Here is a 25,916-nt window from a genome sequence, read left to right on the forward strand (position 1 = left end):
TGACCAAGAACGGTCAGCACATCACGACGAAGGGCCGGGCACCCCACGCGGGTGCCCGGCCCTTCGTCGTCACGGGGTTCGGGCCGCGTCGCACACACGGCTCTGAGTCAGACGAAGGCGCTCTCGCCGGTGATGGCTCGGCCCACGATCAGGGTGTTGATCTCGCGGGTCCCCTCGTAGGAGTAGATCGCCTCCGCGTCGGCGACGAAGCGGCCCACGTGGTGCTCGAGCAGGATGCCGTTGCCGCCGAGCACCTCGCGCGCCCAGCCGACGGCCTCGCGCATCCGCACGGTCGCGTGCGCCTTGCACAACGACGCGTGCTCGTCCGCCAGCAGGCCGGCATCCTGCAGCTGTGATCCCCGGACGTTCATGGCCGTGGCGGCAGTGACGTTCATGAGCATCTTGACAAGCAGGTCCTGCACCATCTGGAACGAGGCGATCGGCCGGCCGAACTGCTGGCGCTCCTTGGTATAGCGCAGTGCGTGCTCGTAGGCGCCGCGCGCACAGCCCACGGCCTGCCAGGCCACGCCCATCCGGGTCACGCGCAGCACGTCGGCAGTCGACCGGAAGCTCTCGGCCTTCTGCAGCCGGTTGGCCTCGGGAACGCGAACGTCGTGGAGGTGGATCTCGGCGTTCTGCACGACGCGCAGGGCGATCTTGTCCTCCTGCTTGTCGAAGGTCATCCCCACGGCGTCCTTCTCGACGACGAAACCCTTGACCTGCTTGTCCTCCTCGTCGCGCGCCCAGATCACGACGAGGTCGGCGAACGCGGCGTTGCCGATCCATTTCTTCTCGCCGTTGAGCACCCATTCGTCGCCGTCGCGCCGGGCACTAGTGGCGAGGCCGGCCGAGATCGCCGAGCCGACGTCGGGCTCGGTGAGACCGAACGCACCGATCAGCTCCATCCGGGCCATCGCCGGCAGCCAGCGCTCACGCTGCTCGTCGGAGCCGCAGAGGTGGATCGAGCCCATGGCCAAGCCGCCATGAACACCCATGAACGTCGACATCGACGGGTCGACCCGGGCGAGCTCCATCGCGACCATGCCATCGACCAGGGCCCCGCGGCCCGGGCAGCCGGGACCGTCGTACGCGAGGCCGGCGATACCCAGCTTCGCGATGCCCGGCACCAGCTCGTGCGGGAACTCCGCTCGGGTCCAGTAGTCGTTGATGACCGGCTCGACCTCACGCGTCATGAACGAGCGCACGCTGCCGAGCAGGTCGCGGTCCTGCTCGCTCAGCAGCAGCTCGAAGCCGAGGAAGTCAGACAGGGGGCTGTCTTCGAGGCCGAGGTCTTCACGTTCGCTCATCGGTGGCTCTCCTTCGTCGGGCCCGTGCCAACCAGGCTGTCACCATTGAGAAAGGTGTCGATGACAGGCGCGAGCTCGTCTGCCTCGGTCAGGATGCCGAGGTGCCCGCCGTGGTAGATGTGCAGCTGCGAGTGCGGGATCAGGGCAGCCTGCAGCTTCGGGTTGGCGACCGGGATGATGGGGTCGTCGTCGCCGCCCATCACCAGCGTCGGCTGGCGCAGCAGCCCCAGGAAGGGCAGGCTGGTCCAGCCGGTCATGGCGAGCAGCTGGTAGTAGTAGCCCCGCTTGGGGCCTGACCGGGTGGCAGCGTGCAGCAGGGCTGCGCCGCGCTCCGGGTGGGTGCGAATCGATCCGCCATAGATCTCGGGCGCCACCGTGGCCGCAAAGGCAGGGTCGCGGTGGCGTCGAGGTGTCGCCATGATCTTCAGCACCCGCGGGTGAGCAGGCACCATCAAGGTTCCGGTGCCGGTCGCGACCAGCACCACCCGGCGTACCCGCCGCGGCGCCTGCACCGCGAGCTGTTGCGCGAGGCCCCCGCCCCAGGAGAGACCGAGCACGTCGAAGCGGCGATGACCCAGCTTGGCCATCAGGGCGGTCACCCACGAAGCCAGCCCGGCGATGGCGTAGGGGAACGGGGGCAGGGCCGAGCCGCCAACACCAGGCACATCGAAGCGCACGAGTCCGCGGTCGGGGTGCAGGTGGTCGACCAGCGGCTGCAACGCCTCGAGACTGACGCCGATGCCGTTGCAGAGCAGCAGCGGGGGCGTGTCGGTGAAGGAGCCGACGCCGGGCCTTACCGACACCCGCGCGGTGACACCTCGGGCCGTGACGTTGCGGACGTGGTCGTCGCTGCGAGCTCGTGCGGGCTCAGCGGTCATGAACATAGGTCCCGGGTGCGGCATCCAGTGGCGCGTAGGCGGCGTTGCCGAGCTTGCGCGGCTTGGCGCGCTCATCGCCGCTGCGCTCCGCGAGCCACTTAGCCCAGTCCTCCCACCAGCTGCCCTTCACCTTGACGGCCTGGGTCAGCCACGTCTGGGTGTCCTCCGGGTTGTCGGTGCCCTGCTGCCCACGACCCGAGGGTGCGGTCTGGAAGCTGGCCTTGGGGTTGCCGGGCGGGTTGACCATGGCGGCGATGTGACCGCTCGTCGAGAGCACGAACTTGGTGTCGCCGCCCAAGAGCTGCGTGGTCTGGTAACACGACTCCCACTTGCACAGATGGTCGGCGATGCCGGCCACGACGTAGCTGTCGGTCGTGACCGTGCCCAGGTCGACCTTGGTGCCGAGCATCGTCGCCGCCCCGGGCTCCACCAACGCGTTACGAATCGCGAGGTCCATGAAGTCGCGGTGCATGGCGGCGGTCATCCGCACCGGGTCGGCATTCCAGTAGAGGATGTCGAAAGCCTTGGGGGCGTGACCCATCAGGTAGTTGTTCACCCAGTAGTTCCAGATCAGGTCGTTGGGCCGCAGCCACGCAAAGATCTCGGCCAACGTGCGCCCATCGAGATACCCCTTCTCCTTCGAGGCCGCGGTGGCTGCGGCTGCCGCCTTGGGCGAGAGCAGCGCACTGGTGACACCGGCTCGCTCCTGGTCGAGCACGGTCACAGCCAGGCTGTACGACGCGACGCGATGCGCCTCACCGAGCTCGACGAGGTGGGCCATCAGCATCGAGGTGATCAGGCCGCCAGAGCAGATGCCGAAGATCGCCGTCCTGGTCTGCCGGCTGATGTTCTCGCAGGCCTTCATCGCCTCGAGAATCGCCTGGCCGTAGGTGTCGAGGCCCCAGTCGGCGTGACGCACGTCGGGGTTGCGCCACGAGATGCAGAAGACCTGCTGGCCGCTCTGCACGAGGAACTCCACCAACGAGCGCTGCTTCGCCAGGTCGATCACGTAGTACTTGTTGATCGTGGGCGGAACGATCAGCATCGGCACCGAGCGCACCTTGGGGGTCTGCGGGGTGTACTGGATCAGCTCGAAGACATCGGTGCGCAGCACCACGGCGCCAGGCGTCACCGCGATGTCGCGACCGATCTCGAACGCGTCGGCCTCCACCATCGACGGCACCCGCGGGGCGGTCGCGAAGTCCATCACGAAACGTCGGCCACCTTCGAGGAGGTTGCCTCCCCCGGTGTCGATCGTTCGCTTGATCACCTTGGGGTTCAGGAAGGGGTTGTTGCTGGGTGCTGCGGCCTCGACCAGATTGTCGACGATGAAGCGCATTCTCTGGTCGTCACCCCAGTCCAGGCCGGCATCGTCGACCAGGCCACGGGCCGCCTCGCTCACGGCGAGGTAGCTCTGCAAGGTGCGCTTGAAGGCCGGGTTCTTGACCCAGGCCTCCTCGCCGAACCGGCGGTCCTTGGCTCCGGGCTCCAGTCGCGACCGACCCAGGCCGACGCGGGTCAGCTCGTAGGCCAGCGCGGCCGTGCGCCTGGCAACCGCCCCGGAGTGACGCACGAGCCCGGCGGTGAAGTTGACCCCCGCCATTCCCGGCACGAACCGACGCAGGGGCCCGGTGCTGGCCGTGGCCAACAGTAGGTCGAGCGGGCTGGCCAGCGCCGTGCTGGCCGAGAGCTCAGCAGAGTCGTGCGTCTCGTCCTCGTCGTGCATCCGGCGCTCGGCCCTCTGCGCTGGTTCGACGCCCGCCGAAGTCGTCACTTCGACCCTCCTTGCGGGGCGCTGACCTCACGCCGCAGGATCTTCCCGGTGGGGCCCTTGGGCAGCTCGTCGACGATCCACACGACACGGGGGTACTTGTAGGCCGCCAGCCGTTCCTTCGCGAACGCCTTGAGGTCGGCTTCGCTGACCTGCTGGCCGGGCTTCAGCGTGACGGCCGCCCCGACCTCCTCGCCGAGGCTGTCGTCAGGGATGCCGATGACCGCCACCTCCGCGACGGACTCGTGCTCGTAGAGGGCCTCCTCGACCTCGCGCGGATAGACGTTGTAGCCGCCCCGGATGATCAGGTCCTTCTTGCGGTCGACGATGAAGAAGTAGCCGTCTTCGTCGACCTTCGCCAGGTCGCCCGTATGGAACCAGCCGTCCGTGATCGCGGCGGCCGTGTCATCCTCGCGCCCCCAGTAGCCCTTCATGACGTTCTCGCCCTTGATCACGATCTCGCCGACCTCACCGTGGGCGACATCCTCGTCGTCATCGTCGACGAGCCTCATCTCCACGCCGCGCACCTGCGTCCCGATGGAGCCCGGTTTGCGCTGCTGGCCGGGCTGGTTGAAGGAAGCCACGGGTGAGGTCTCAGAGAGGCCGTAGCCCTCGAGCACGACGCAGTCGAACTTCTCCTCGAAGTTCTTCAGCACCTCGACCGGCATCGCCGAACCGCCGGAGACACAGGTGCGCAGGCTGGACAGGTCGGCTGTGTCAGCGCTCGCTGCGTGCAGCAGGGCGGAGTACATCGTGGGGACGCCTTCGAAGACGGTGACGCGGTCGCGACCCACGATCTCGAGCGCCTTCTCGGGGTGGAAGCGCGGGAGCAAGGTCAGGCACGACCCTTTGAGGACGGCAGCGTTGAGGCCGACGGTGAGGCCGAAGACATGGAAGAGGGGCAGGCACCCCATGACGACGTCCTCCTCGGTGAGCTCGACCAGGGTCTCGGCGCTGGTCGAGGCGTTGGTTCCCATGCTGTGGTGGGTCAGCTGCGCGCCCTTGGGCTCACCGGTGGTACCGGAGGTGTACAGCAGCACCACAGTGTCATCGTCCATGCGATCCACGACCTGCTCGTCGGGATCGTGCTGCCCGATCAGCTCGGCAAAGTCGAGACCGACCTCGACGCACTCGATCCCGACCGCTGAGGCGCCCTTGGCCGCCTCCTGCGCCATGTCCTTCCAGGCGAAGACGATCGAGGCGCCCGAGTCCTCGAGGTAGAACCTCACCTCGCGGCCCTTGAGCAGCGGGTTCATCGGCACGACCACAGCACCGATGGCCACGGCGCCGTAGAACAGCACCGGAAACGGTGGAACATTCGGCAGCACCAGACCGACCCGGTCACCAGGCCCCACCCCCTTGGACTTCAGCAGGGCGGCCACGCGCCGGGCACCGTCCTGCAGCTCGGAGTAGGTCATCACGAGATCGTCGAGCTTGATCGCGGGGCGGTCCCCGTGCTGTTGGGCGGTCCGGGTCAGGTTGTCGGCCAGGTTGGTCACGGGTTGCCTCCGGCGTGCGTCGTCATGCGGGTCGTGCCGCCCAGGAGGACCCGCTGGGCTCTACGGCGTCCTGATCGAGATCGCGGGTCCTGGTCCACTGTCTACTACCCGCCTGTCGAACGCCACACCCCAGTGCCCCACCGGGGAAAGATGCAGGTCAGGTGCCCCTTGGGCACCTGACCTGCATCCACGGTCCGCCAACGCTCAGACCGGTCAGTCCAGGTAGTCGCGCAGCACCTGGCTGCGGCTGGGGTGACGCAGCTTGCTCATCGTCTTGCTCTCGATCTGGCGGATCCGTTCGCGAGTCACGCCGTAGACCTTGCCGATCTCGTCGAGCGTCTTCGGCTGGCCGTCAGTGAGACCGAAGCGCATCGAGACCACGCCGGCCTCACGCTCGGAGAGGGTGTCGAGCACCGAGTGCAGCTGCTCCTGCAGCAGGGTGAAGCTGACGGCATCCGCGGGCACCACGGCCTCGGAGTCCTCGATGAGGTCACCGAACTCGCTGTCGCCGTCCTCGCCCAGGGGGGTGTGCAGGGAGATCGGCTCACGGCCGTACTTCTGCACCTCGACGACCTTCTCGGGCGTCATGTCGAGCTCTTTGGCGAGCTCTTCAGGAGTGGGCTCCCGCCCGAGGTCCTGCAGCATCTGGCGCTGCACCCGGGCCAGCTTGTTGATGACCTCGACCATGTGCACCGGGATCCGGATGGTGCGCGCCTGGTCGGCCATCGCTCGCGTGATCGCCTGGCGGATCCACCAGGTGGCGTAGGTGCTGAACTTGTAGCCCTTGGTGTAGTCGAACTTCTCGACGGCACGGATGAGGCCGAGGTTGCCCTCCTGGATCAGGTCGAGGAAGAGCATGCCGCGGCCGGTGTAGCGCTTGGCGAGGCTCACCACGAGGCGCAGGTTGGCCTCGAGCAGGTGGTTCTTGGCCTTCTTGCCGTCCTGGCCGATCCAGTAGAGCTCCTTGCCCGCCTTGGAGAAGGTCTCCTGCCGGGTGAACCCCGACATCCGCTCCTCGGCGAACAGGCCGGCCTCGATGCGCTTGGCCAGCTCGACCTCCTGCTCGGCGTTGAGCAGCGCCACCTTGCCGATCTGCTTGAGGTAGTCCTTGACCGGGTCGGCCGTGGCGCCGGCCGTGACCACCGTCTGAGCCGGAGCATCGTCCTCGTCGTCGTCACGGATGACGAAGCCCGACTCCTCGGTCTCCTCGGTCGCAGCCGCCTTCTTGCGGGTGCGCCGGGCGGTCGCCTCGGGCGAGTCGTCGTCTTCGTCGTCGTCGTCGGCGTCGTCAGCGCTTTCGGTCGTGTTGGCGGCCTCGCCGCCCTTGGCCCCGGCCACCAGCGCCCCCTTGGCCGGCCCGGCCGCGCCTGGTCCCTTCGCGTCGTCGGGCTCCTGCGCCTCGTCGTCGGTCCCGGCTGCGGCCGCCTTCTTGGTGGCCCGCTTGACCGGAGCGGCCTTGGTGGCCCGGGCGGCGGTCTTCGCCGCCGGCTTGGCCGCCGCATCGGCCACCTCGCTCGTCGTCGTGGCTTTCTTGGCCGCCGTCGTCTTGGCGGCCGTCGTCTTGGCGGCCGTCGTCTTGGCCGCTGTCGTCTTGGCCGCTGTCGTCTTGGTGGCCGGCGCCGTCTTGCGCGCCGCGGTCTTGGTGGCCGCGGTCTTGACGGGATCGGCCTTCTCGGCCGGTTCTGCCTTCGCTGCGTCGGTGGTGCTCGTGGTGGTCTTGGTGGTCGTACGTGCGGCAGACACGGTGGCTCCCTTGGTACCGGTGCGGGTGGTCTTGCTGGTGCGGCTCACGCTCGGCGGCGCTTCGACGACGATGTCGATGCCGTGGTCCTCGAACGTGACGAGCACCTTCTTCATGGCGCGCAGCCCGAGATCAGCCTCGAGCTGAGCGTTTCGGATCTCTGTGCCGGTGATGCTGCCCGTGGCCGACCCCTTGGCGAGAAGCTGTAGCAGAGCGGGGTGGGCGAACGCCTTCGGCAACGGCTTCGAGGCCGGCTTTGACGACGGCTGGGGCAGAGGTTGCGTCGGTGGCGCAGACAGGGGCGTTGTAACTGAAACGGGCGGGGCTTGCGTCGACACGAACTACGGTCGCCTTTCGTGGCGGGGACTGACGGCGATGCGTCCGGCGCGGGGCAGGACGAATCGCCAAGAAGGGCATGGGGTTTCGAATCGGACGATGCTCGGCCTGGTGGAGTCGATCTGCGATGCGCGAGGCCCCTGGCCCGCGGTGAGTCGATCTCTCGGTCTGCCTTGTGCAATCCGGTACTTGACCATTATAAAGCGCGCACGCCCGCGATGGAAAACGCCAGGTCAGACCAGGTGAGACCGGGTGCCTGCACGGGGTGGCGCAAGGTGCGCGGACGACGGTCAGTCGGCCTTCACGGCAAGCACGGGGCAGCTGGCGTCGAGCAGGATCCGCTGGGCGTTCGAGCCGAGGATCAGCTTGCCCACGGGGCTGCGTCGACGCAGACCGATGACGATGAAGTCGGCCGACTCGGCTTCGGCGACCGAGATGAGGTCTTCGGCCGGGTCGTTGCCCCGCACCAGCGACCGGACCTCGTGCTCGAGGCCCTTCTGCTGCAGCATCTCCTTCACGCGCTCGAGCTCGGCTTCGAAACGAACCGACTCATCGGCGTCGAAGTCTTTGCCCCCTCGATGCGAGCTGATCACGACGAGCTTGGTGCCTCGCAGGATGCACTCTTCCGCCGCGCGCTTGAGTGCGGCGCGACCTTCCCTGGTGGCAACGTAACCCACGACAATGGCCACTTGTCCGGTCCTCCTCGCGACGGAAACAACATCTTGACGGACCGTACCGGAAAATGGTCGGCACCGCGTGTGGTCTGATCGGCGCAGACGATCGGGCTGGGCCTATCGCGCCAGTGCCGCCTGCACGATTCGTGCGACCTGGTCCTCCTCGATGAGGAAGCCGTCGTGGCCGAACTGCGAGGTGATGGACGCCCGGGTCGAGCGGGGTAGGGCGGCATGCATCTCGTCGGACAGCCGCGGTGGGTACAGCCGGTCGGAGTCCACCGAGACGATGGTGCAGTCGGCCCGGACCGCGCCGAGCGCCGCCGCCACCCCACCGCGGTCGCGGCCGACGTCGTGGGAGTTCATCGACTCGGTCAGCACGAGGTAGGAGTTGGCGTCGAAGCGCCGGGCCAGCTTGCCGGCGTGGTGGTCGAGATAGCCCTCGACGGCGAACCGACCTCGAGTGGGCGTGCCGAGGGGCTCCTCCCCCTGTTGGGGCTGTCGGCCGAAACGCTCGCCCAGCTCGTGTTCGGTGCGGTAGGTGATGTGGGCGATTCGACGGGCCAGCCCCAGTCCGGTGACGGGCGACCGTCCCGTGTCGTAGTAGTCGCCGCCGGCGAAGTCGGGATCGGAGCGGATCGCGAGCAGCTGTGCCTGGCACCAGGCGATCTGGTCTGCGGTGGCATGAGCGGTGCTGGCGAACACGATGGCGCGCTCGACGCGCTCGGGGTGGGTGGCGGCCCATTCCAGGGCCCGCATGCCGCCCATCGACCCGCCGATCACGGCCGCGATCCGGCGCACACCGAGCCGGTCGAGGGCGGCCGACTCGGCCAGCACCTGGTCGCGAATCGTGAGGTACGGGAAGCGGCTGCCCCAGGCCCGACCGTCAGGCGCAGAGCTCGAGGGCCCGGTGCTGCCCTGGCAACCGCCCAGCACGTTGGTCGACACTACGAACCAGCGGTCGGGGTCGATGGGCCGGCCGGGCCCGATCAGGGAGTTCCACCAGCCTGGGGAGGCGTGGCCCTCGCCGGCCTCACCGGTGACGTGGCTGTCGCCGGTGAGGGCGTGCTCGACGAGGATGACGTTGTCTCCGAGCTCGTTGAGGCGCCCCCAGGTCTCGACCGCGATGCGTGCGTCGGGCAGCACCACTCCGCGCTCAAGCTCGACGGTGCCGATGTCGACAAAGGTTCGTCGACCCACCGGGTCGCCCTCGCGCCAGGCTCCGTCACCGTCGGTCGCCGCAGACGGAGCAGACGCCGCAGACGACGCGGCGGAGCTGTCTGCAGGGGTGGGCCCGGATGGCGGCCCTGCGATCGGACCAGCTGCCGACCCTGGCCTCGACGTGAACCGTCTGGTACGGGGGTGTCGCCCGGTGATGGTCATGGGGTTGGCTCCTCGTGCTCGCGCTTGCACACGTCCTGGGGGACGTGGCCAGGTCTTCACCCGGGGCACCCCACCGCAGAGGAGGGTTGCCGACCAGCGAGCCGGGGCTTGTCGCTGGTACTCATGACCTTGCTCAACTGTACGGGATCCAGAGCCGGCCGACGAGCGCCCCGTCCACAGGATGGAACCGGCCACGCACGTCGGGCGGGCGCACGCACCGACGCCGCCGAGAACAGGTCCAGCCAGGCACGCGCAGCAGCACCCGCCCTCAAGCGGCCCAGCCCGGCAGGGGAGACCGCACCCCGTGGTCGAGGGCGGTGCGGATGAGCCCGCAGAGCCGGTGCTCACCCTCGATCTCCAAGGCCCGGTCGACGGCCATTCCCGCCTTGGTGCCGTTACCGGCCCACCACGCGTACGCAGCGAAGACTGACAGGACCGGCGCCGCGTGGGCGGTGGGGGTGGCCCGGCACAACCGCTCGAGACGGGCGGCAATCGCCCGCGGCGCGAGCGCCTCATCATCGTCGTGGGCGCCGGCCACGGCCAGCCAACGACCCGAGGGCGGAGCGAGAGACTCGCCCGGAGGCGGACGCAGGGCCTGATGTGGGCCCCGATGTGGGCCCTGACCTGAGACCGGACCTGAGACCGGGCCTGGGACCGGACCCGGTGCGCGCACGTCATCGCCCAGGCACAGGCGCAGTGACTCCACGAGGTCGGGGTCGACGTGGTCGAGTGTCATGGTGCCGGGACAGATCCACGCGATGATCGCATCGCGCAGGTCACAGAACCGCAGCGGGCCGACGATCGCGGGCAGCATCGCCTGGAGAGCCGAGTCGCTGGTCTCGTCGCAGAGCAGCGCCCGCCAGCACAGCAGAGCGGCCTCGACCAGCATCGCTCGGGGCGGACCGTCGTCGTCGAGGGCGTCACCGTCGAACGAGTCTTCGCAGTCGAACGAGTCTTCGCGGTCGAACCCGCATTCGTCGTCGCGCCCGGCGTCGCCGTAGCCATCGCTCGCGTCCGCTTCGAGGCCGACTCCCGTCAGGGCCTCAAGCTGGTCTCCGACGTCGGTGACCACCGACCACGCGTACTGCTCCTGCCACTCGGAGATCGCGCGCGCCAGGGCGTCGTGGCGTGGTGCGGTGGCGGCCAGGGGTTCGATGAGGCGGGTCATCGCCGCGCGCGTGCCGAGCACCGCCTGGCCCAGGCCGACGTAGGTGGCCAGCGCCGGCACGTCGGCGTCCGCGGGCATCGGGCTGCCCTCGGCGGGGCAGCAGTCGCAGCCCAGACCGAACCACCGCCCGTCACGAACGAGCAGCCGCTCGCGCAGCGGTATCCGTTCGAGCACGACCGCGGTGGCCAGTGCGTCGCTGAGCGGCATGGTCTCACCCGCGGTCAGCTCGAACCCGACGATGGCCACCGACGTGGGCGCCTCGCGCACGAGGGTCGGGAGCAGCGAAGCGGCAGCGAGCGCAGTGTGTTCGCTGCCCACCGCGTCGAGGCGGGCCATCAGCCCGAGCCGCTTGTCGTGGAAGCAGACGACGACAACGCTGCGGTCGGGCCGGAACCCGAGGTGGTAGGGAATGACGGCCAGCAGCTGGGCAGGCCCGGACAGTGAGATCTTCGGCATGGGCCGAGAATTGCTGGCTCGCCGGGCTCCGGCATCCGCCGTCGGCTCGGCTGTGTACGAGCCCATGACCTGAGACGGGGGTGTGGACGGGCTCGGAAGGTGGAGTGGGTCAGCGCTCCAGTCGCCGCCGCACCGACTCGAGCAGGTGGGCCCGGGCCGCGGCCGGGTGCGGGGATGGCGGTGCAGGGCGGGCGCGCTCGCCGGGGCGCCAGGCGTACCGCCGGGCCTCCCACACGAGAAAGCGGTCGGTCTCCTCGACGAAGGCCCGAACCGCCCATCGCAGCACCAACGCATCGTCGGCGAGGCCGACGACCGGGAGCACGGTCTCGGGGATCAGGTCGACCGGGGAGGCGACGTAGACGGCTGCGGCGGCCACGAGCGCGAGCCGCGTCGGGGTGACGCCGGTGTACGAGCGGTCGAGCGTGGCGCGAACCAGCCTCGGCACGCACTGCGCCCGCTCGGCGACGCTCGGCGAACCGGGCCGGCCGGTGGCGCGCGCCACGGTGAAGACCGTGGCCGCCAGGCTTCAGTCGGGAGGTGCGCTTCATCGCGTCGGAGTCAGGGCCCGAACGGGGTCAACGGCGGGAACTCGTCCATCGCCTGCCCGGCGATGCGCCCGAGCATGTAGACGTCGATCGCCCCACCGGCCAAGCCGCCGAGCACCGGCACCCCCCGTCCGAGCCTGGCGAGGGTGCCCTGCCCGATGCGGCTGAGCAGCCGGAACCCGATCGCCTTGTTGAGCACCATCAGGGCCGGCGCGGGCAACCGGTCGAGTGCGACCGAGGCCAGCTTGCCGCCGGGGGCCAGCAGACCCGCCTTCTTGAGCAGGTCTTCACTGTCTGCTCCCGCGAGGGTGAGCAGCACCGCCGAGCGGATCTCGGGTTGGTCGATGTCGTAGCCGCGCACCTTGGCGATGGCCGCGGTCATGCGGGTGCCGAGCAGGTAGAACTCGAGCACGTTGGCGGGCAGCGAGACGGGCAGCAGGAAGAAGCCTCCGAGACCGGTCGCGAAACCCCCGGCGGCTCCCAGCTGTCGGTGGTCGCGGCGGATGGCCTTGATCGCCTTCTTGGGGTCGTCGTGGTTCTCCTGAAGGGCCTTGGCCGCCACGTCGTGAGCCGACCGGAAAGGGCCCTTCCCGTCGATGCCGATGTCGAGCAGTCGCTCGATGAGCCGGGTCGCCGTGCCCGTGAGGCCACCCTCGCGACCGGCGTAGGCGCGCGCGAGGGCCGAGTCCTTCGCGACCTTCTGCACATCACGGGCCGCCTCGTCGGAGGCTCGCTCAGCCTCGTCCGTGTCCCCACTGCCCCAACCAAGCTTGCCCACGTGCGACTCCCCTTCGACGACGTCTGCGGCCGGTCACCGGGATCGGGCCGCCCCGACACCGTAATCGGGATGCCGGGGTGCGCGCATCTTCGGGGTCGGCCTCACCGGGCAGACGGCGCAGCCAGTGCCGACGTACGGCGACGCAGCCGGAGGCTCACCGTCCGCGCCTCGTCCGTCTCGAACCGGCTGCCCGGCCGTCTCGACACTCTTCTAGGCTCGGGCCATGGGCCAGCGCATCTTCGACGTCTCCCTCGATGAGCTCCGTCGCTCGCGCACGAGCGTCAAGTGGCGCGCGCACGCCCCCGACGTGCTCCCCCTGTTCATCGCCGAGATGGATGCCGCTCCCTGTCCGGCCGTCGTCGATGCCGTCACGTCCGCCGTGGCACGCGGAGACACCGGCTACGCCTGGTCGCTTCCGTACGCGTCCGCCTGCGCCTCGTTCGCCGACGTCGAGTGGGGGTGGAGCTTCGACCCAGGCCGGACCACCAGCGTGGCCGACGTGCTCACCGGTGTGGTGCACCTCATCGGCCTCTTCACCGAGCCCGGGGGGCCGGTGGTGATCAGCTCGCCCGTCTACAACGCCTTCTTCGACGTCATCGCCTCCACCGGGCGCAGGGTCGTCGACGCACCCCTGGGCGCGAACGGCGAGCTCGACCTCGAGGCTCTCGAGCGAGTGTTCGGCGAGCTGCAGACCGAGAGGGCGCGTGCGGTCTACCTGCTCTCGAACCCGCACAACCCGACGGGCACCGTCCACTCCCTCGCCCTGCTCGGCGGGCTCGCCACGCTGGCCGACGAGTACGGGGTGCAGGTCATCTCCGACGAGATCCACGGTCCCCTGGTCTACGACGAGGTCGTGTTCACGCCGTACCTCACGGTGCCGGGCAGCGAGCGGGGCATCACCGTCACGTCGGCGTCCAAGGCCTGGAACCTCGCCGGGCTCAAGGCCGCGGTCATCGTGCCGGGCCCGGATGCCGTCGCCGACGTGGGCAGACTGCACCCCCTCGTCACGTACGGCGCGAGCCACCTCGGGGTCATCGCGCAGACGGCGGCCTACACCCGGGGCCGCGAGTGGGTGCACCGGCTGATGGGTGAGCTCGGTGACAACCGCGCGCTGCTGGGCGAGCTCGTGGCCACGCGGTTGCCCGGCGTCGGGTTCGTGGCTCCGCCCTCGACCTACCTGGCCTGGCTCGACTTCCGCCGCGTGGGCCTGGGCGACGACCCCGCCGCCGTGCTGCTCGAACGTGGCCGGGTCGCGCTCTCCCCCGGGCCCACGTTCGGTCGGTCGGGGGCCGGCTTCGCGAGACTCAACTTCGCCACCTCTCCCGAGATCCTCGGCGTCGCCGTCGACCGCATCGCGGCCTGCCTTGACTGACGGGCCGGGCACGGTGTCGGGCGCCGGGCGACTCGACCCTCCGCTCGTTGCGCTGGTGGTCGGAACGACGGCGGCCTGTGTCGTGCTGCCCGGCGGCTCTGGCGGCTCCGGAGACGCACGGCACTGGCCCCTCGCCGAGCTGGTCGACCGGTTCGCCGATCTCGACTCGGTGATGGCACCGCGCTGGGTGGTCTGGTCGGCCGCTGCGGCCCTGGGCGAGGTGGTCGCGGCCCGGGTCGCGGTGGCCCGCACCTGGGACCTCGCCGAGGCGCACCGCATCGTGCACGGTGGGTGGTGGGCGACCCCCGGTCACGTGTGGGCCGGCTGCAGGCGGCTCCCGGAGACCGACGTGCCCCGCCTGCGTCGGGCCCGGGCCGGTTTCGACGGGGGCCTCGGCGACCTGTTCGACCTTGCTGGCGACGAGCAGAACCTGCTCACCGAGACGGGCCACCTGCGCGCCGATGCCCTGACGACCTGGGCCGACCGACCCCCGCGACTGGAGCAGCTGGCGCGGGCGGCCCTGGAAAGCCAGCTGGCGCAGGCCGGCTCAGTCGCCACCATCGAGGGCAGCGGGGGCAGCGGGAGTAGCCGAGACGGGAGGATGCTGCGCACCGTGTGGTCTGAGTCGGCGGCCGCTGTGCTCTGTCTCGAGCTCGAACGAGACGGTCTCCCCCTCGACCGCCTGGCCGCCGAAGACCTGATCAGCGCTTCGGCCGGCCCGCGACCGGTCGACGACGCCGATGCTCAGGCCATCCGTTCCCGGCGCGACCACCGGGTGCTGGTTCACGCGCCCGGTCACGAGCGCACCGACCTGCGCAACCCCGGCCAGGTACGCGACCTGCTCCGCTCGGTCGGTGTCGACGTGCCGAACACCCGCGCCTGGGTGCTCGAGCCCTACCGCCAGAGCCATCCACTCGTCGACGCCCTGCTCTCCTGGCGCAAGGACGAGCGCATCGCGACCACCTACGGATACCGCTGGCTCGACGAGCACGTCGGCGCCGACGACCGGTTGCGCGGCCGCTGGACCGCGTGTGACGGCTCCGCGGGGCGCATGACCGCCCAGAACGGTCTGCACAACCTCCCGGCGCCCCTTCGACCCGCCGTGCGGGCCGCCCCGGGCCACGTGTTCGTGCGAGCCGACCTGGGCCAGATCGAACCGAGGGTGCTCGCGGTCGTGAGCATCGACCGCACCTTCGCCGAGGCGACCCGCAGCGACGACCTCTACGCGCCGGTGGCCGCCAAGCTCGGCGCCGACCGGCCGACGGCGAAGGTGGCCGTGCTGGCGGCCATGTACGGTCAACGCTCCGGTGCGGCCGGTGAGGCCCTCAAAGACCTCGAGAAGGCCTACCCGGTGGCCATGGGTCTGCTCGACCGTGCGTACGCCGACGGTGTCGCCCGCTTGCCGGTGCGAACCTGGGGTGGTCGGCTGATCCGGTTCGGAGCCGCGGCTCCCGTCGCCGCCGACATCGCCGACGGCGCTGACGGGGCTGACCCTGACGAGCCCAGCGGCATCCGGGAGAAGGCGGGTAATGCCGACGCCGCTCGCGGACGCTATGCCCGCAACGCCATCATCCAGGGATCGGCGGCCGAGCTGTTCAAGGCATGGGCGGCGACCGTACGCAGGGCCGTCGCCCCCCTGGGCGGCCAGATCGTGCTCTGCCTGCACGACGAGCTGCTGGTTCAGGTGCCCACGCAGCACGCCCAGGCAGCCGCCGCCGAGGTCGACCGCTCACTGCAGACCGCGGCCCGAACGTGGGCCGGCACCGAACAGGTTCGCTTCGTGGCCGACACCTCCGTCATCACCAGGTGGAGCGAGGCGAAGGGCTGACTCAGCCGATGCCGTGCGGCCCTGGTCGGCCGGGACCACCCTGCTCGCCGCCCTGTTCGTCGCCGTGTTGGTCACCGTGTTGGTCACCGTGTTCGTCGTCGGCGACGTCCTTGAGGAAGGCCTCGAACTCAGCCCCGATCTCGTCGGCCGTCGGCAGCTCGGACAGGTCGGTGGCGAGCAGGTTGCGCTGCTTGCGACCTTCGAGGAAGGTGTCGTACTGCTGCTCGAGCGCGCGAACGACGGCGGTGATCTCGTCGCTCTCGGCCATCTGGCGCGCGATCTCGGCCCGGTTGAGCCCGGCCGTGGCCGCCAGGGCGGTGAGGTCGATGTCGAGCCCGGTGGTCGTCTTGATTCGCTCGAGGCCGAGCAGGGCAGCGTCGGCGAACTCGGTCTGGCCGAGGTAGTGCGGCACGTGGACGGCGAAGCCGACGGCGTCGTGGCCCGACTCCCCGAGCCGCATCTCGAGCAGCGACGAGAAGCTGCCGGGCACCTGCACGGTGCCGAAGGCGGCGTCGTTCTCGGCGATGAGGCGAGGCGCGGTGCCGTGCGAGGTCACGCCGAGCGGGCGGGTGTGCGGCACCGCCATGGGGATGCCGTGCACGCTGAGCGTGAGGTCGACGCCGAGGCTCTTGACCAGCATCGTGGTGGCTTCGACCATGCGAGCCCACTGGTAGTCGGGCTCGGGGCCGACGAGCAGCAGGAACGGCACACCCTCCTTGTCGACCAGCCGGTGCAGCAGCAGGCTCGGGTCGTCGTAGCTGCTCCAGTGGTCACGGTCGAAGACCATCACCGGCCGACGCCCGCGGTAGTCGAGCAGCTGGTCGACGTCGAACGAGGCCAGCACGCGCGACTCGTGCGTCGCGAGCAGGTGGTCTGAGATGAGCGTCTGGGTGTTGCCGGCATCGATGAACCCGCCCAGAGCGACGATGAGCACGGACGCCTGCTGCTCACGCGGGATCGGCGGCGCCACGTCGGCCTGGGCAGCCGGCGTGTCGTTCTCGAACCGGAAGAGCTCGCTGGGGTCCTGCACGGGGGTGGCCTTTCATCTCGCATCGGTTCGGGGTTGTTGACTGCACGGTCCAACGACCGGCCCGACTCCATCATTCCCTCCTGCGTCCCTCCTGCATTCCCTCCTGCCCAGCAGCGGCGATGCGATGTCGCGCCCCGGGGTCAGGCCCGCTCGGCCCGCGCGACGCAGCAGGTGCGGTTCGATCTCAGCCGCTCTCGTAGAGGCGGGTGACGGAGTCGACCAGCTCGCGCAGCCCGGGGGGCTGGTGGTCGTGGTCCCAGGCGAGCCGGACCGGGATGCGAGGCCCGTCGGTGAGGGGCCGGAAAGCCACCCCGGGCCGGGGGTGGTGATGCGCCGTGGCCTCGGCGGTGGTCCCGACCCCCCTCCCGGCGGCGATGACGTCGAGCCAGGTGTCGACGTCGCCGGACTCGATGAAGCGAGATGGCTGAGGGCTTCCGCTCCACAGCGCGCTGCTGGTGGTCCCCACCCGAGGGTCGATCACGACGGTGCGGTCGGCGATCTCGCCCATGCGCAGTGATCGGCGCCGGGACCACTCGGGGTCGTCTGAGGCGAACGCGACGAGTCGCCGTTCGAGCCCGACGACGACGGAGTCGAACTTCTTCTCGTCGACAGGTCTGCGCACGATCGCGACGTCACTCAGGCCCTCGGCCAGCCCAGCGGTGGGCGAGTTGTGTCGCACGAGCTCCAGCTGGGTGCGCGGGTGCTGGCGGGCCCAGTCACGTTGCAGCTGAGCGGTGTGCCGTCCGAGTGCTGCCCAGGCGTAACCGACCCGGAGAATGGCGTGCCGAGAGGTGAGGAAATCGGTGAACTTGTCTGCCTCGGACAACACCCGGCGCGCCTCAGGCAGCAGCTGCCTTCCGGTGCTGGTGAGCTCGCACCCGCGTGGCACGCGGCGTAGGAGCCGCTCACCCACGGTCTTCTCCAACCCCGCGATGGTGCGGGAGACGGCCGCCTGTGAAACGAAGAGCCGCGTGGCGGCGTCGGTGAAGGACCCCTCGTCGGCTGCCGCGACGAAGAACCGCAGCTCACGCAGACTCCAATCCATAACCACATCGTATGGCATTCACAAACTGCGCACTAGGTTATGGCACGGGCTAGCCATAGTTTCGACGTATGAAAACCGTCGACGCCGTGACTCACCACAGCCCCGAGGGCGGCCCCCCGCTGTCTGCTGACACCGCCACCGCTCGGCAGCGCGGCACCGGCATGGCGATGATGCTGGCCAGCTCTGCCTCGAACCAGGCGGGCGCAGGCCTGGGTGCGTCGGCGTTCCCGACCATCGGCCCGGTCGGGGTGGTCGCCGTGCGTCAGCTCGTCACGGCCCTGGTGCTGACCCCGATCGTGCGCCCACGGCTGCGGGGTCTGACCCGGGCGCAGTGGCTGCCCATCCTGGGGCTGGTGCTCGTGTTCAGTGTGATGAACCTCAGCCTCTACGCCGCGATCGAACGAATCGGGCTGGGCCTGGCCGTGACCCTGGAGTTCCTCGGGCCGCTCACCGTGGCCGTTGCCAGCTCACGGCGCGTTCGCGACCTCCTCTGCGCGCTCATGGCCGGCGTCGGGGTCGTCGTGCTCGCCGATCCTGGGCCGACCACCGACATCATCGGCCTCTCTCTGGGACTGGTCGCCGCTGCCGCCTGGGCCTGCTACATCCTGCTCAACCGCACCGTTGGCCAGCGGCTGCCCGGTCTGCAAGGAACCGCGACCGCCAGCCTGGTCGCCGCTGCCATCTGGACGCCGATCGCGCTGGTCTGGTTCTCCCTGCACCCGCCCACGGCTGCGTCCATCGGCCTTGCGGTCGCCTGCGGTCTGCTCTCGTCGATGGTTCCCTATGTCGCCGACCTGATGGCGTTGCGCCGCGTCACCGCCACCGTGTTCGGCACCTTCACCGGCATCAACCCCGTCTGGGCCGCGCTGGCCGGCTGGCTCCTGCTCCAGCAGACCCTGCACCTCAACGAGTGGTGCGGCATGGCGCTCATCGTGGTCAGCAACATCCTGGTGACGGCCGGCCACCGCACGTCACGGCCCCACATCTCGGCGCTCGCCACGTCATCTGCGGTGCGCCTCTCAGGAGGCGAGGCGGGCGATCGCCTTGACGACACGCTGCGGTGAGACGGTGTAGGCCGTTCCGAGGGTCTGCGCGAACAACGACACCCGCAGCTCCTCGATCATCCACCCGATGGCGACCACCTCGGCGGCGGCGCGCTGGCCCGGGCGCAGGCCCTCGAGCAGGTCGGCGTAGCGACCCTCGACGGCGTCGACCTGCTCGAGAGAGGCGGCGTCCTTGGCCAGGTTGGCCGGGCCCTTGTCGAGTCGTTGGGCGATCCCCTTGAGGTAGCGGCCCAGATCGGGCAACCGGGCGATCCCTGCATCGGCGACGAACCCCGGTCGCACCAGCCCCTCCAGCTGAGCCCGCACGTCGGCCAGCATCGGGCGCAGTGCCGGGTTCCGCGACTCCTCGAGGGCGCTGAGGCGGGTCGTCAAGGTCAGGTGCCGGGCCAGGATCGGTTCGACGAGCCCGATCACCTGCACCACCCTGGCCGTCGTGTGGGTGCGCACAGCAGACAGGGCCCATTCGAAGTCGTCTCGGCTGCGCACGGCGTGACCCACCCCGCCGAGCCCACCGGCGGGCTCGGCGGTCACGACGGTCGCGGCTCGACCGGTGTCATCGGCCGAGATGTCGTCGACGGCAGCGGCCAGGCAGTCCTCGAGCAGAGCCGGAACGCTGCCGTGCGGGTTGTGGCCGAGCGCCAGCTTCTGGGTGTTCGTCAGGCGCGAGAGGATCTGTTTCCAGGGCGGGCTGATGCCGAGCAGCAGCAGCCGGCGCACCCCGAGCCGGTGCTCGGCGTCAGCCTCTGACCGGGTCGGGAGCACCCGGAGGTCGACCGCCCGGCCGGTGTCGACGAGGGCCGGGTAGCCGCGCACCCCGGTCGCACTCTCGAAGTCCTCCGGGATGGTGTCGACCGACCAGGTGGTCAGACCGGTGCGTTCGATGCCCGAGCTGGCCACTCGAACCTGCCGGCGCAGCTGCGGCGTCGCGACGTCGCGCACGGCCTCGAGATCCTTGCCGGTGGCGAGAGGCCGGCCGGAGGCGTCGTCGACGCTGAAGGTGATGCGCAGGTGGTCGGGCACTCGTGACCAGTCGAACAGCTCGGGCGACACGAGCACACCGGTCTGCCGTCGGAGGGAGACTGCGAGCGCCTGCACGAGGGTGCCATCAGCCGGGTCGAGAAGGGGCAGCACGCGCCGGGCGTGGTCGGGGGCGGGCACGATGTCACGACGGACCCCCTTGGGCAGTGAGCGGATGAGCGCCGTGACGAGCTCCTCGCGAAACCCCGGCACCTGCCAGTCGAAGCCGTCGGGCGAGACCTGGTTCAGCCGGTCGACGGGGATGTGCACGGTGGCACCGTCAGCCGGTGAACCCGGCTCGAAGCGGTAGCTCACCGCCAGGTCGTTCTCACCCTGGCGCCACGTGGTGGGGTGCTCGTCGACGAGACCACCGGCCGTGTCGCGCAGCAGCATCTCCTCCGAGAACGTCAGCAGGTCAGGGGTCTGGCGACGAGCCTTCTTCCACCACGAGTCGAAGTGCCGCGCCGATACGACATCGGGTGGTATCCGCTGGTCGTAGAAGGACACCAGGGTGAAGTCGTCGACGACGAGGTCGCGGCGTCGCGTTCGGGCCTCGAGCTCACCGAGCCGCTCGACCAGGGCCGCGTTCTCCCGAAAGAAGGCGTGCTCGGTGTGCCAGTCCCCTTCGACGAGCGCGTGCCGGATGAACAGGTCGCGGGCGAGCTCGGCATCGACCGACCCCAGGCCGACGACGCGGCCCACCACGAGAGGTACCCCGTAGAGGGTGACCCGTTCGGTGGCCACCGCCGAGCCGCGCCGGCCCGACCAACGCGGCTCGGAGTACTGCCGCTTGACCAGGTGAGCCCCGAGGGTCTCGGCCCAGGTCGGGTCGATGCGGGCGTTCATCCGGGCCCAGAGGCGCGTGGTCTCGACCAGCTCTTCCGCCATGACGAACTGAGGCTGCTTGCGAAAGAGCGCCGACCCGGGGTTGATGCCGAAGCGGGCTCCCCGAGCCCCGGCGTACTCGCGCTTCTGCTCGTCGCGCACCCCGACGTGCGACAGCAGCCCGGCGAGCAGAGACTGGTGCACGGCATCCGCGTCGACCGCGTCGTGATCGAGCCGCACACTCGCCCGACCGATGTCGAGGCCGGCCTGTTTGGCCGCCTGCTTGACCTGCGTGTGGAGGTCCTGCCACTCGCGCACCCGGAGGTAGTGCAAGAACTCCGCTTTGCACAACCGCCGGAAAGCGCTGGAGCTCAACGATTTCTGCTGCTCCTTGAGGTAGGCCCACAGGTTGAGCCAACCCAGGAAGTCGCTCGTCTCGTCGGCGAACCGCTTGTGCGCGGCGTTGGCGAGCTCCTGCTTCTCCTGGGGCCGTTCACGCGGATCCTGGATCGACAGCGCCGCCACGATGATGAGCACCTCGCGCAGTACGCCCCGCTGGTCGGCCTCGATGACCATGCGTGCGTGACGCGGGTCGATGGGCAGCGTTGCGATGGTGCGCCCGTAGGGGGTCAGCTTCCGGCCCGGTCTGCGATTGGCCCGGCTCCCCGAGGCCTCGTCGTCCTCCGGGGCGAACGCCTGCAGCTCCTCGAGCAGCCTGACGCCGTCGGCGATCTGGCGGCTGTCGGGCGGGTCGACGAACGGAAACGCAGCGATGTCACCCAGCCCGAGCGCGGTCATCTGCAGGATGACCGAGGCGAGGTTGGTGCGCAGGATCTCGGGGTCGGTAAAGGGCGGTCGAGCGTCGAAGTCGTCTTCGGAGTAGAGCCGGATCGCGATGCCGTCTGCGAGTCGGCCGCAGCGGCCGGAGCGTTGGTTGGCCGAGGCCTGGCTGATCGGCTCGATGGGCAGCCGCTGCACCTTCGTGCGCTGGCTGTACCGCGAGATGCGTGCCGTTCCGGTGTCGACGACGTAGCGGATGCCGGGCACGGTCAGCGAGGTCTCGGCGACGTTGGTGGCCAACACGATTCGTCGACCGGTGTGTGACGAGAACACGCGGTGCTGTTCGGCGGCCGACAGCCGTCCGTAGAGCGGCACCACTTCGGTGACGGGCAGGCTCATCCCGTTGAGGGCGTCTGCGGCGTCACGGATCTCGCGTTCACCGGAGAAGAACACCAAAATGTCACGGCTGTCGCTGCCGCCAGGGTTGCGCTCGGTCCAGAGCTCGAGCACGGCGTCGCAGACGCCCGTCACCATGTCGCGCTCCTCGGCCTCAGGTCGGTCGGGGTCGACAAGGGGTCGGTAGCGCAGCTCGACGGGATACGTACGACCCGAGACCTCGATGATCGGGGCGGGGGTGCCGTCGGGGGCGGCGAAGTGTTCGGCGAAGCGCTGCGGGTCGATGGTGGCCGAGGTGATGATCACCTTGAGGTCGGGCCGGCGCGGCAGCAGCGTCTTGAGGTAGCCGAGGATGAAGTCGATGTTGAGGCTGCGCTCATGGGCCTCGTCGATGATGATCGTGTCGTAGCGGCGCAGCTCGCGGTCGCGCTGCATCTCGGCGAGCAGGATGCCGTCGGTCATGACCTTGACGAGGGTGTCGCGGCTGCTCTCGTCGGTGAAGCGCACCTGGTAGCCCACGGTGGTGCCGAGGTCGACGCCGAGCTCGTCGCTGAGTCGCTCGGCCACCGCCCTGGCCGCGATGCGGCGCGGCTGCGTGTGGCCGATGACCCCGTCGAGACCCCGGCCCAGCTCGAGGCAGATCTTGGGGATCTGCGTCGTCTTGCCCGATCCGGTCTCACCCGCGATGACCACGACCTGATGGTCGCGGATGGCGGCCGCGATGTCATCACGGCGTTCGACGACCGGCAGGTCGGGCGGGTAGCTGATCGGTGGGAGGCTGGCCGCTCGTGTCGCTCGCCTGGCTTCACGCTGCTCCGGGCTGAGCGGCGCACGGCCCGGCCGACGCCCGCCCTGACGACGGCCGGGCTGCCCGCGCTCTGCGGGTCGACGACCGTCCGACGCCGGTGAGGCGGGGGCCTGGCCGTCCGGCGCCCGCTCGCCCGGCGCCCGCTCGCCCGGTGCCTGACTCGTGGGTGACTGGCTGGTGGGTGACGGCTCGGACGCCGGCTCCTCAGCATCCTGGCGTGGCCCGCGGCGTCGACGTCCACGCCGTCTGCTGCCCTGCCTCGCGACCTCGGCGCCGGCCCGGGCCCCGGTACCTCGCCTCGCCCCGATGTCGTCTCCGCCGCCTGGATGCTCGCCGGCCTCACGCCGGGTCGCAGGAGTCGGCTCGTCGGGCATGGTCGTCAGGATAGGTCGCCTGGCGGCTCGAACCGAACCGATATCGCTCGCCCGGAACCGGGAAGGGTCGAGCACGGTCGCATGGGTCGGAGACGTAACGTGGTCTTCACCAGAACGCAGAGGAGGCGCGGTGCCGTACCCAGCAGAGGGCGCCGACGAGCGGCCCGACCCGCTCCGCGACCAGCACGTCGCCTTCCCTGACGCCCCGGGGGCGCAGCCGAGCGGTCCGTCGTTGCCGAGATCGGCCTGGGCCCCCTCCGCCCGAACGTCACCGGTCGGCGCCCCACCCTCGGGCCCGCCGCCGACGGCTGAACCAGCATCGCCCACCCCTCCCTGGGCCCCAGGTCGCCCTGCGCCGACTCCGAATCGGCGCCGCCGCGTGCTGCGCACCCTCGTCGTGGTGTGGATCGGCTTCGCCGTGTTCGGCAACCACGACCAGCACTCGAGCGACTCGGTCGGCGACGGCGGCACCGGCATCGTGATGGGCGCCGGGGGGAACGTGCCGGGCGACGGTCACGACCCGACCGCTCTTCTACCCACCGGCACCGACGTCGGAGCGACGCCGACCGGAGTGCGCCAGTTTCGGGTCGAGGTGGCGAGTACGGATGACCTCGTGAACGTGACCCAGAAAAGCGCGAGCGGCGACTTCGAGCAGGGGACGCCGGGATCGTGGAGCGGCGATATCGACGCGAACGCCGGCTACGCCGCTGCCGTCGGACCCGCGGGGGCCCAGTTGAGCCAGGGCCCGCCGGTCAGCCCGAAGGTGAGCGCCATCGTCACCGCCGTGGCCAAGGACAGCACCAGCACCGTGCAGTGCCGCGTCTACGCCGACGACGTGCTCGTGCTCATGTCGACCGGGCCCGGCACCGTCACCTGTCGGGTCCCGGCGGTCGACGGCAACGGCAGATGAGGGCGCCGACGGGCGACTGGCGCGGCTGACCGGGGTCGAGGTGCGCGCGGCGGAACCGGAGCTCGGAACGATGCATCGGAGGGGCACTCCCGCTCGCTAGATTGGGGGCCGAGCAGCCACGAACAGGGGACGTAAGACGCCGTGTCAGAGATTCCGCCGTACCGACCAGATCCACTCGCGCCCGGTTTCACCCCGGCGGCCGAGAGCGCGCCCGACAGCGGGCACGACCACCACGTCAGCTTTCCCGACCAGCCGACCACGGCGCCGACGAACCCGCCGGTCGCGCCGGTCGCATCACAGAGCGCACCCCCCTCGGGGATGCCGGCGCGGTCTTACCCGTCGTACCAGGGGAACAGCCAGCAGCCGGGCTGGCACGGCAACGCAGGGTCAGGACCGTCGTTCCAGCCGCCGGGGGCCCCTCCCGGTCGACGACCGTCGCGGGTGCGCACCCTGGTGCTGGCCGCCGTGTTCTTCGTGGTGGTGCCGCTCGTGGTCGTCGGCCTCGTGGTGGGCAACCGCAGTGACCGCAGCACCGATCCCTCACCCCGGGCTGCTCGGCCGACGACCGTTCCGAACTCACCGCTGTCGGTCGACCCGACTCCGGTTCCGCGCCTGACTCCAGACGTGCGCTCGGTGCGCTTCGAGGTGCAGGGCACGGGTCGCGCCGACATCCGGATCTACCGCAACGGCGCCTCCCAGAGGATCAAGGACGTCACCCTCCCCTACGCCGTCTCGGTTCCGGTCGGTGACGACCGCTCGCCCTACATCTCCGTCGACGCCACCGACTACGAGCGCACCGACTCGATGAAGTGCATCGCGACGGCAGGCGCGGAAGTCGTCGCGGTCAACGTCGGCACGCGCCGGGTCGAGTGCACGGTCACGTCGTCGTCGCTGCCGACCTCCGGCGACAAGCTGTGACGGGCCCACCAGACGGCCCACCAGGCGGGGCTGACGAACCGCGCGACACCGCCGCTCCATCTCCCCCTTCTTCAGCCACTCCATCCGCCACCCCACCGAACCGCAGCGACCTTCCGCCGGTGACGGGCTCGGGCGGCTTCGACCCGATGGACCACCTGGCCGGTCAGCCCAGCGGCGGGGCCAGCTGGGTGCCGGAGCGGGCGTCGGCGACACCGCAGCCCCCCGGCCCGTCGGGCAACGCGCCCACCGTTGACGGCTCGTTCTTCGCGCCGCCCGGGTCGACGCCCGGACGACACCTCAAGCCCTGGCAGATAGCGGGCGCTCTGGCTCTGGTCTTCGTTCCGCTGGTCTGGTGGTTCACGGCCAGCCTCACCGACCGCGCCACCGACCCTGCGGTCGGCGAGCCGGGCGTCGCGGCCTCCGTCTCCCCGTCGTCTCCCACCGCCACCCGCACGGGCGCCGTCACCACCTCCGGACCATCGGGCAGCGCGAGCGCCAGCCTCGACCCGACGACCGACCCGCTGCCCCCGATACTGCCCCCCGACGCCTCCGGCGACTTCCCGACCCTGCCTTCGGTCACGGTCCCCGACCAGCCCACCGCGCCGACCGCACGCGGCGCCAGCCCGACGAACAAGCCGGTACTCACCGCTCCTCCGTCGTTGCTCCCTGCACCGACCGTGTCGATCACGGCGATCCCACCGGGAGCCAAGACGATCCGTTTCGAAGCCCAGGCCGCCGGTGACGCGAAGATCGAGGTGTCGCTCTCCGATGCGACCCACCAGCGGTTCGACTACCCGCTGCAGAAGGCACCTTTGGCGTTCGAGGTACCCGTGGGCTCGAACCTGAGCAACAGCGACTACTTCAGCCTGCGAGTGCGCAGTCCCTACGACTCGAGCGCCACGCGGCCCGACGTCGCCTGCCGCATCCTCGTCGACGGGGTGGTCGTCACGTCACAGCAGGGGCAGGGCTACGTCACCTGCTACATCAGCCCGTACTACGACGTGCGCCGCACCTGA

Annotated in this window: 19 protein-coding genes and 1 riboswitch; of the genes, 6 read left to right on the plus strand and 13 right to left on the minus strand. The window is 70.1% G+C overall.

Translation table 11 applies throughout. The features are described from left to right. Nucleotides 1–107: 107 nt before the first annotated feature. The 10 genes from BA895_RS06315 to BA895_RS06360 form a co-directional block, all read right to left on the minus strand. Nucleotides 108–1,307, minus strand: coding sequence for an acyl-CoA dehydrogenase family protein (locus tag BA895_RS06315; protein WP_070191043.1), 1,200 nt, complete (start codon nucleotides 1,305–1,307; stop codon nucleotides 108–110). Then, the gene (gene phaZ / locus BA895_RS06320) at nucleotides 1,304–2,185 is read right to left on the minus strand and encodes a poly(3-hydroxyalkanoate) depolymerase (RefSeq protein ID WP_070191094.1); all 882 of its coding nucleotides are present in this window, start codon (nucleotides 2,183–2,185) and stop codon (nucleotides 1,304–1,306) included. The genes BA895_RS06315 and phaZ overlap by 4 nt, the downstream gene beginning before the upstream one ends. Beyond that, entirely contained in the window at nucleotides 2,175–3,959 is a 1,785-nt protein-coding gene (locus BA895_RS06325; protein ID WP_254666354.1) for an alpha/beta hydrolase, read from the minus strand. The genes phaZ and BA895_RS06325 overlap by 11 nt, the downstream gene beginning before the upstream one ends. After that, nucleotides 3,956–5,455 (minus strand): long-chain fatty acid--CoA ligase, encoded by a 1,500-nt coding sequence (locus BA895_RS06330; RefSeq protein WP_070191045.1) that lies wholly within the window; start codon nucleotides 5,453–5,455, stop codon nucleotides 3,956–3,958. Before BA895_RS06330 ends, BA895_RS06325 begins: the two co-directional genes overlap by 4 nt. A gap of 213 nt (nucleotides 5,456–5,668) precedes the next feature. Next, nucleotides 5,669–7,435 carry an RNA polymerase sigma factor gene (locus BA895_RS06335; RefSeq protein WP_254666355.1) on the minus strand — a complete coding sequence of 589 codons (1,767 nt, stop codon included), beginning with the start codon at nucleotides 7,433–7,435 and terminating at the stop codon, nucleotides 5,669–5,671. Between the two features lie 387 nt (nucleotides 7,436–7,822). Next, nucleotides 7,823–8,221 (minus strand): universal stress protein, encoded by a 399-nt coding sequence (locus BA895_RS06340; RefSeq protein ID WP_070191046.1) that lies wholly within the window; start codon nucleotides 8,219–8,221, stop codon nucleotides 7,823–7,825. A 102-nt stretch (nucleotides 8,222–8,323) separates the two neighbouring features. Further along, the gene (locus BA895_RS06345; protein ID WP_083283040.1) at nucleotides 8,324–9,586 is read right to left on the minus strand and encodes a homoserine O-acetyltransferase; all 1,263 of its coding nucleotides are present in this window, start codon (nucleotides 9,584–9,586) and stop codon (nucleotides 8,324–8,326) included. A gap of 15 nt (nucleotides 9,587–9,601) precedes the next feature. Next, nucleotides 9,602–9,715, minus strand: a riboswitch (SAM riboswitch). Between the two features lie 139 nt (nucleotides 9,716–9,854). Continuing rightward, the gene (locus BA895_RS06350; RefSeq protein WP_070191048.1) at nucleotides 9,855–11,210 is read right to left on the minus strand and encodes a DUF4192 domain-containing protein; all 1,356 of its coding nucleotides are present in this window, start codon (nucleotides 11,208–11,210) and stop codon (nucleotides 9,855–9,857) included. A 109-nt stretch (nucleotides 11,211–11,319) separates the two neighbouring features. Next, complete coding sequence (locus tag BA895_RS06355; RefSeq protein WP_070191049.1) at nucleotides 11,320–11,712, minus strand: YkvA family protein; 393 nt, start codon at nucleotides 11,710–11,712, stop codon at nucleotides 11,320–11,322. Between the two features lie 56 nt (nucleotides 11,713–11,768). Next, nucleotides 11,769–12,533, minus strand: coding sequence for an EcsC family protein (locus tag BA895_RS06360; RefSeq protein ID WP_070191050.1), 765 nt, complete (start codon nucleotides 12,531–12,533; stop codon nucleotides 11,769–11,771). Between the two features lie 223 nt (nucleotides 12,534–12,756). Here BA895_RS06360 and BA895_RS06365 point away from each other — a divergent pair, with 223 nt between their 5' ends. Both BA895_RS06365 and BA895_RS06370 read left to right on the plus strand, forming a co-directional pair. Then, nucleotides 12,757–13,905, plus strand: coding sequence for a MalY/PatB family protein (locus BA895_RS06365; RefSeq protein ID WP_070191051.1), 1,149 nt, complete (start codon nucleotides 12,757–12,759; stop codon nucleotides 13,903–13,905). Further along, the gene (locus BA895_RS06370; RefSeq protein WP_254666356.1) at nucleotides 13,898–15,733 is read left to right on the plus strand and encodes a DNA polymerase; all 1,836 of its coding nucleotides are present in this window, start codon (nucleotides 13,898–13,900) and stop codon (nucleotides 15,731–15,733) included. Before BA895_RS06365 ends, BA895_RS06370 begins: the two co-directional genes overlap by 8 nt. A gap of 1 nt (nucleotide 15,734) precedes the next feature. On the opposite strand, the gene BA895_RS06375 is transcribed toward BA895_RS06370, so the two are convergent. Next, nucleotides 15,735–16,763 carry a PAC2 family protein gene (locus BA895_RS06375; RefSeq protein ID WP_083283043.1) on the minus strand — a complete coding sequence of 343 codons (1,029 nt, stop codon included), beginning with the start codon at nucleotides 16,761–16,763 and terminating at the stop codon, nucleotides 15,735–15,737. A gap of 184 nt (nucleotides 16,764–16,947) precedes the next feature. Continuing rightward, nucleotides 16,948–17,808 (minus strand): LysR family transcriptional regulator, encoded by an 861-nt coding sequence (locus BA895_RS06380; RefSeq protein ID WP_070191052.1) that lies wholly within the window; start codon nucleotides 17,806–17,808, stop codon nucleotides 16,948–16,950. Nucleotides 17,809–17,876: 68 nt separating this feature from the next. On the opposite strand from BA895_RS06380, the gene BA895_RS06385 reads away from it, so the two are divergent. Next, on the plus strand, nucleotides 17,877–18,872 hold the full coding sequence (locus BA895_RS06385) for a DMT family transporter (RefSeq protein WP_083283044.1): 996 nt from the start codon (nucleotides 17,877–17,879) through the stop codon (nucleotides 18,870–18,872). Here BA895_RS06385 and hrpA read toward each other — a convergent pair. Next, complete coding sequence (gene hrpA / locus BA895_RS06390) at nucleotides 18,828–23,072, minus strand: ATP-dependent RNA helicase HrpA (protein WP_083283045.1); 4,245 nt, start codon at nucleotides 23,070–23,072, stop codon at nucleotides 18,828–18,830. The two genes, BA895_RS06385 and hrpA, sit on opposite strands and share 45 nt — an antisense overlap. 130 nt (nucleotides 23,073–23,202) lie before the next feature. On the opposite strand from hrpA, the gene BA895_RS06395 reads away from it, so the two are divergent. From BA895_RS06395 to BA895_RS06405, 3 genes are all read left to right on the plus strand, one after another. Further along, a complete protein-coding gene (locus tag BA895_RS06395; protein WP_139142529.1) occupies nucleotides 23,203–23,982 on the plus strand; it encodes a hypothetical protein in 780 nt (259 codons plus the stop codon). 141 nt (nucleotides 23,983–24,123) lie between these two features. Then, nucleotides 24,124–24,900 (plus strand): hypothetical protein, encoded by a 777-nt coding sequence (locus tag BA895_RS23430; RefSeq protein WP_139142530.1) that lies wholly within the window; start codon nucleotides 24,124–24,126, stop codon nucleotides 24,898–24,900. Between the two features lie 119 nt (nucleotides 24,901–25,019). Further along, nucleotides 25,020–25,916 (plus strand): hypothetical protein, encoded by an 897-nt coding sequence (locus tag BA895_RS06405; protein WP_139142531.1) that lies wholly within the window; start codon nucleotides 25,020–25,022, stop codon nucleotides 25,914–25,916.

The sequence above is a fragment of the Humibacillus sp. DSM 29435 genome, from assembly GCF_001758225.1.
In the GTDB taxonomy this organism is placed as follows: domain Bacteria; phylum Actinomycetota; class Actinomycetes; order Actinomycetales; family Dermatophilaceae; genus DSM-29435.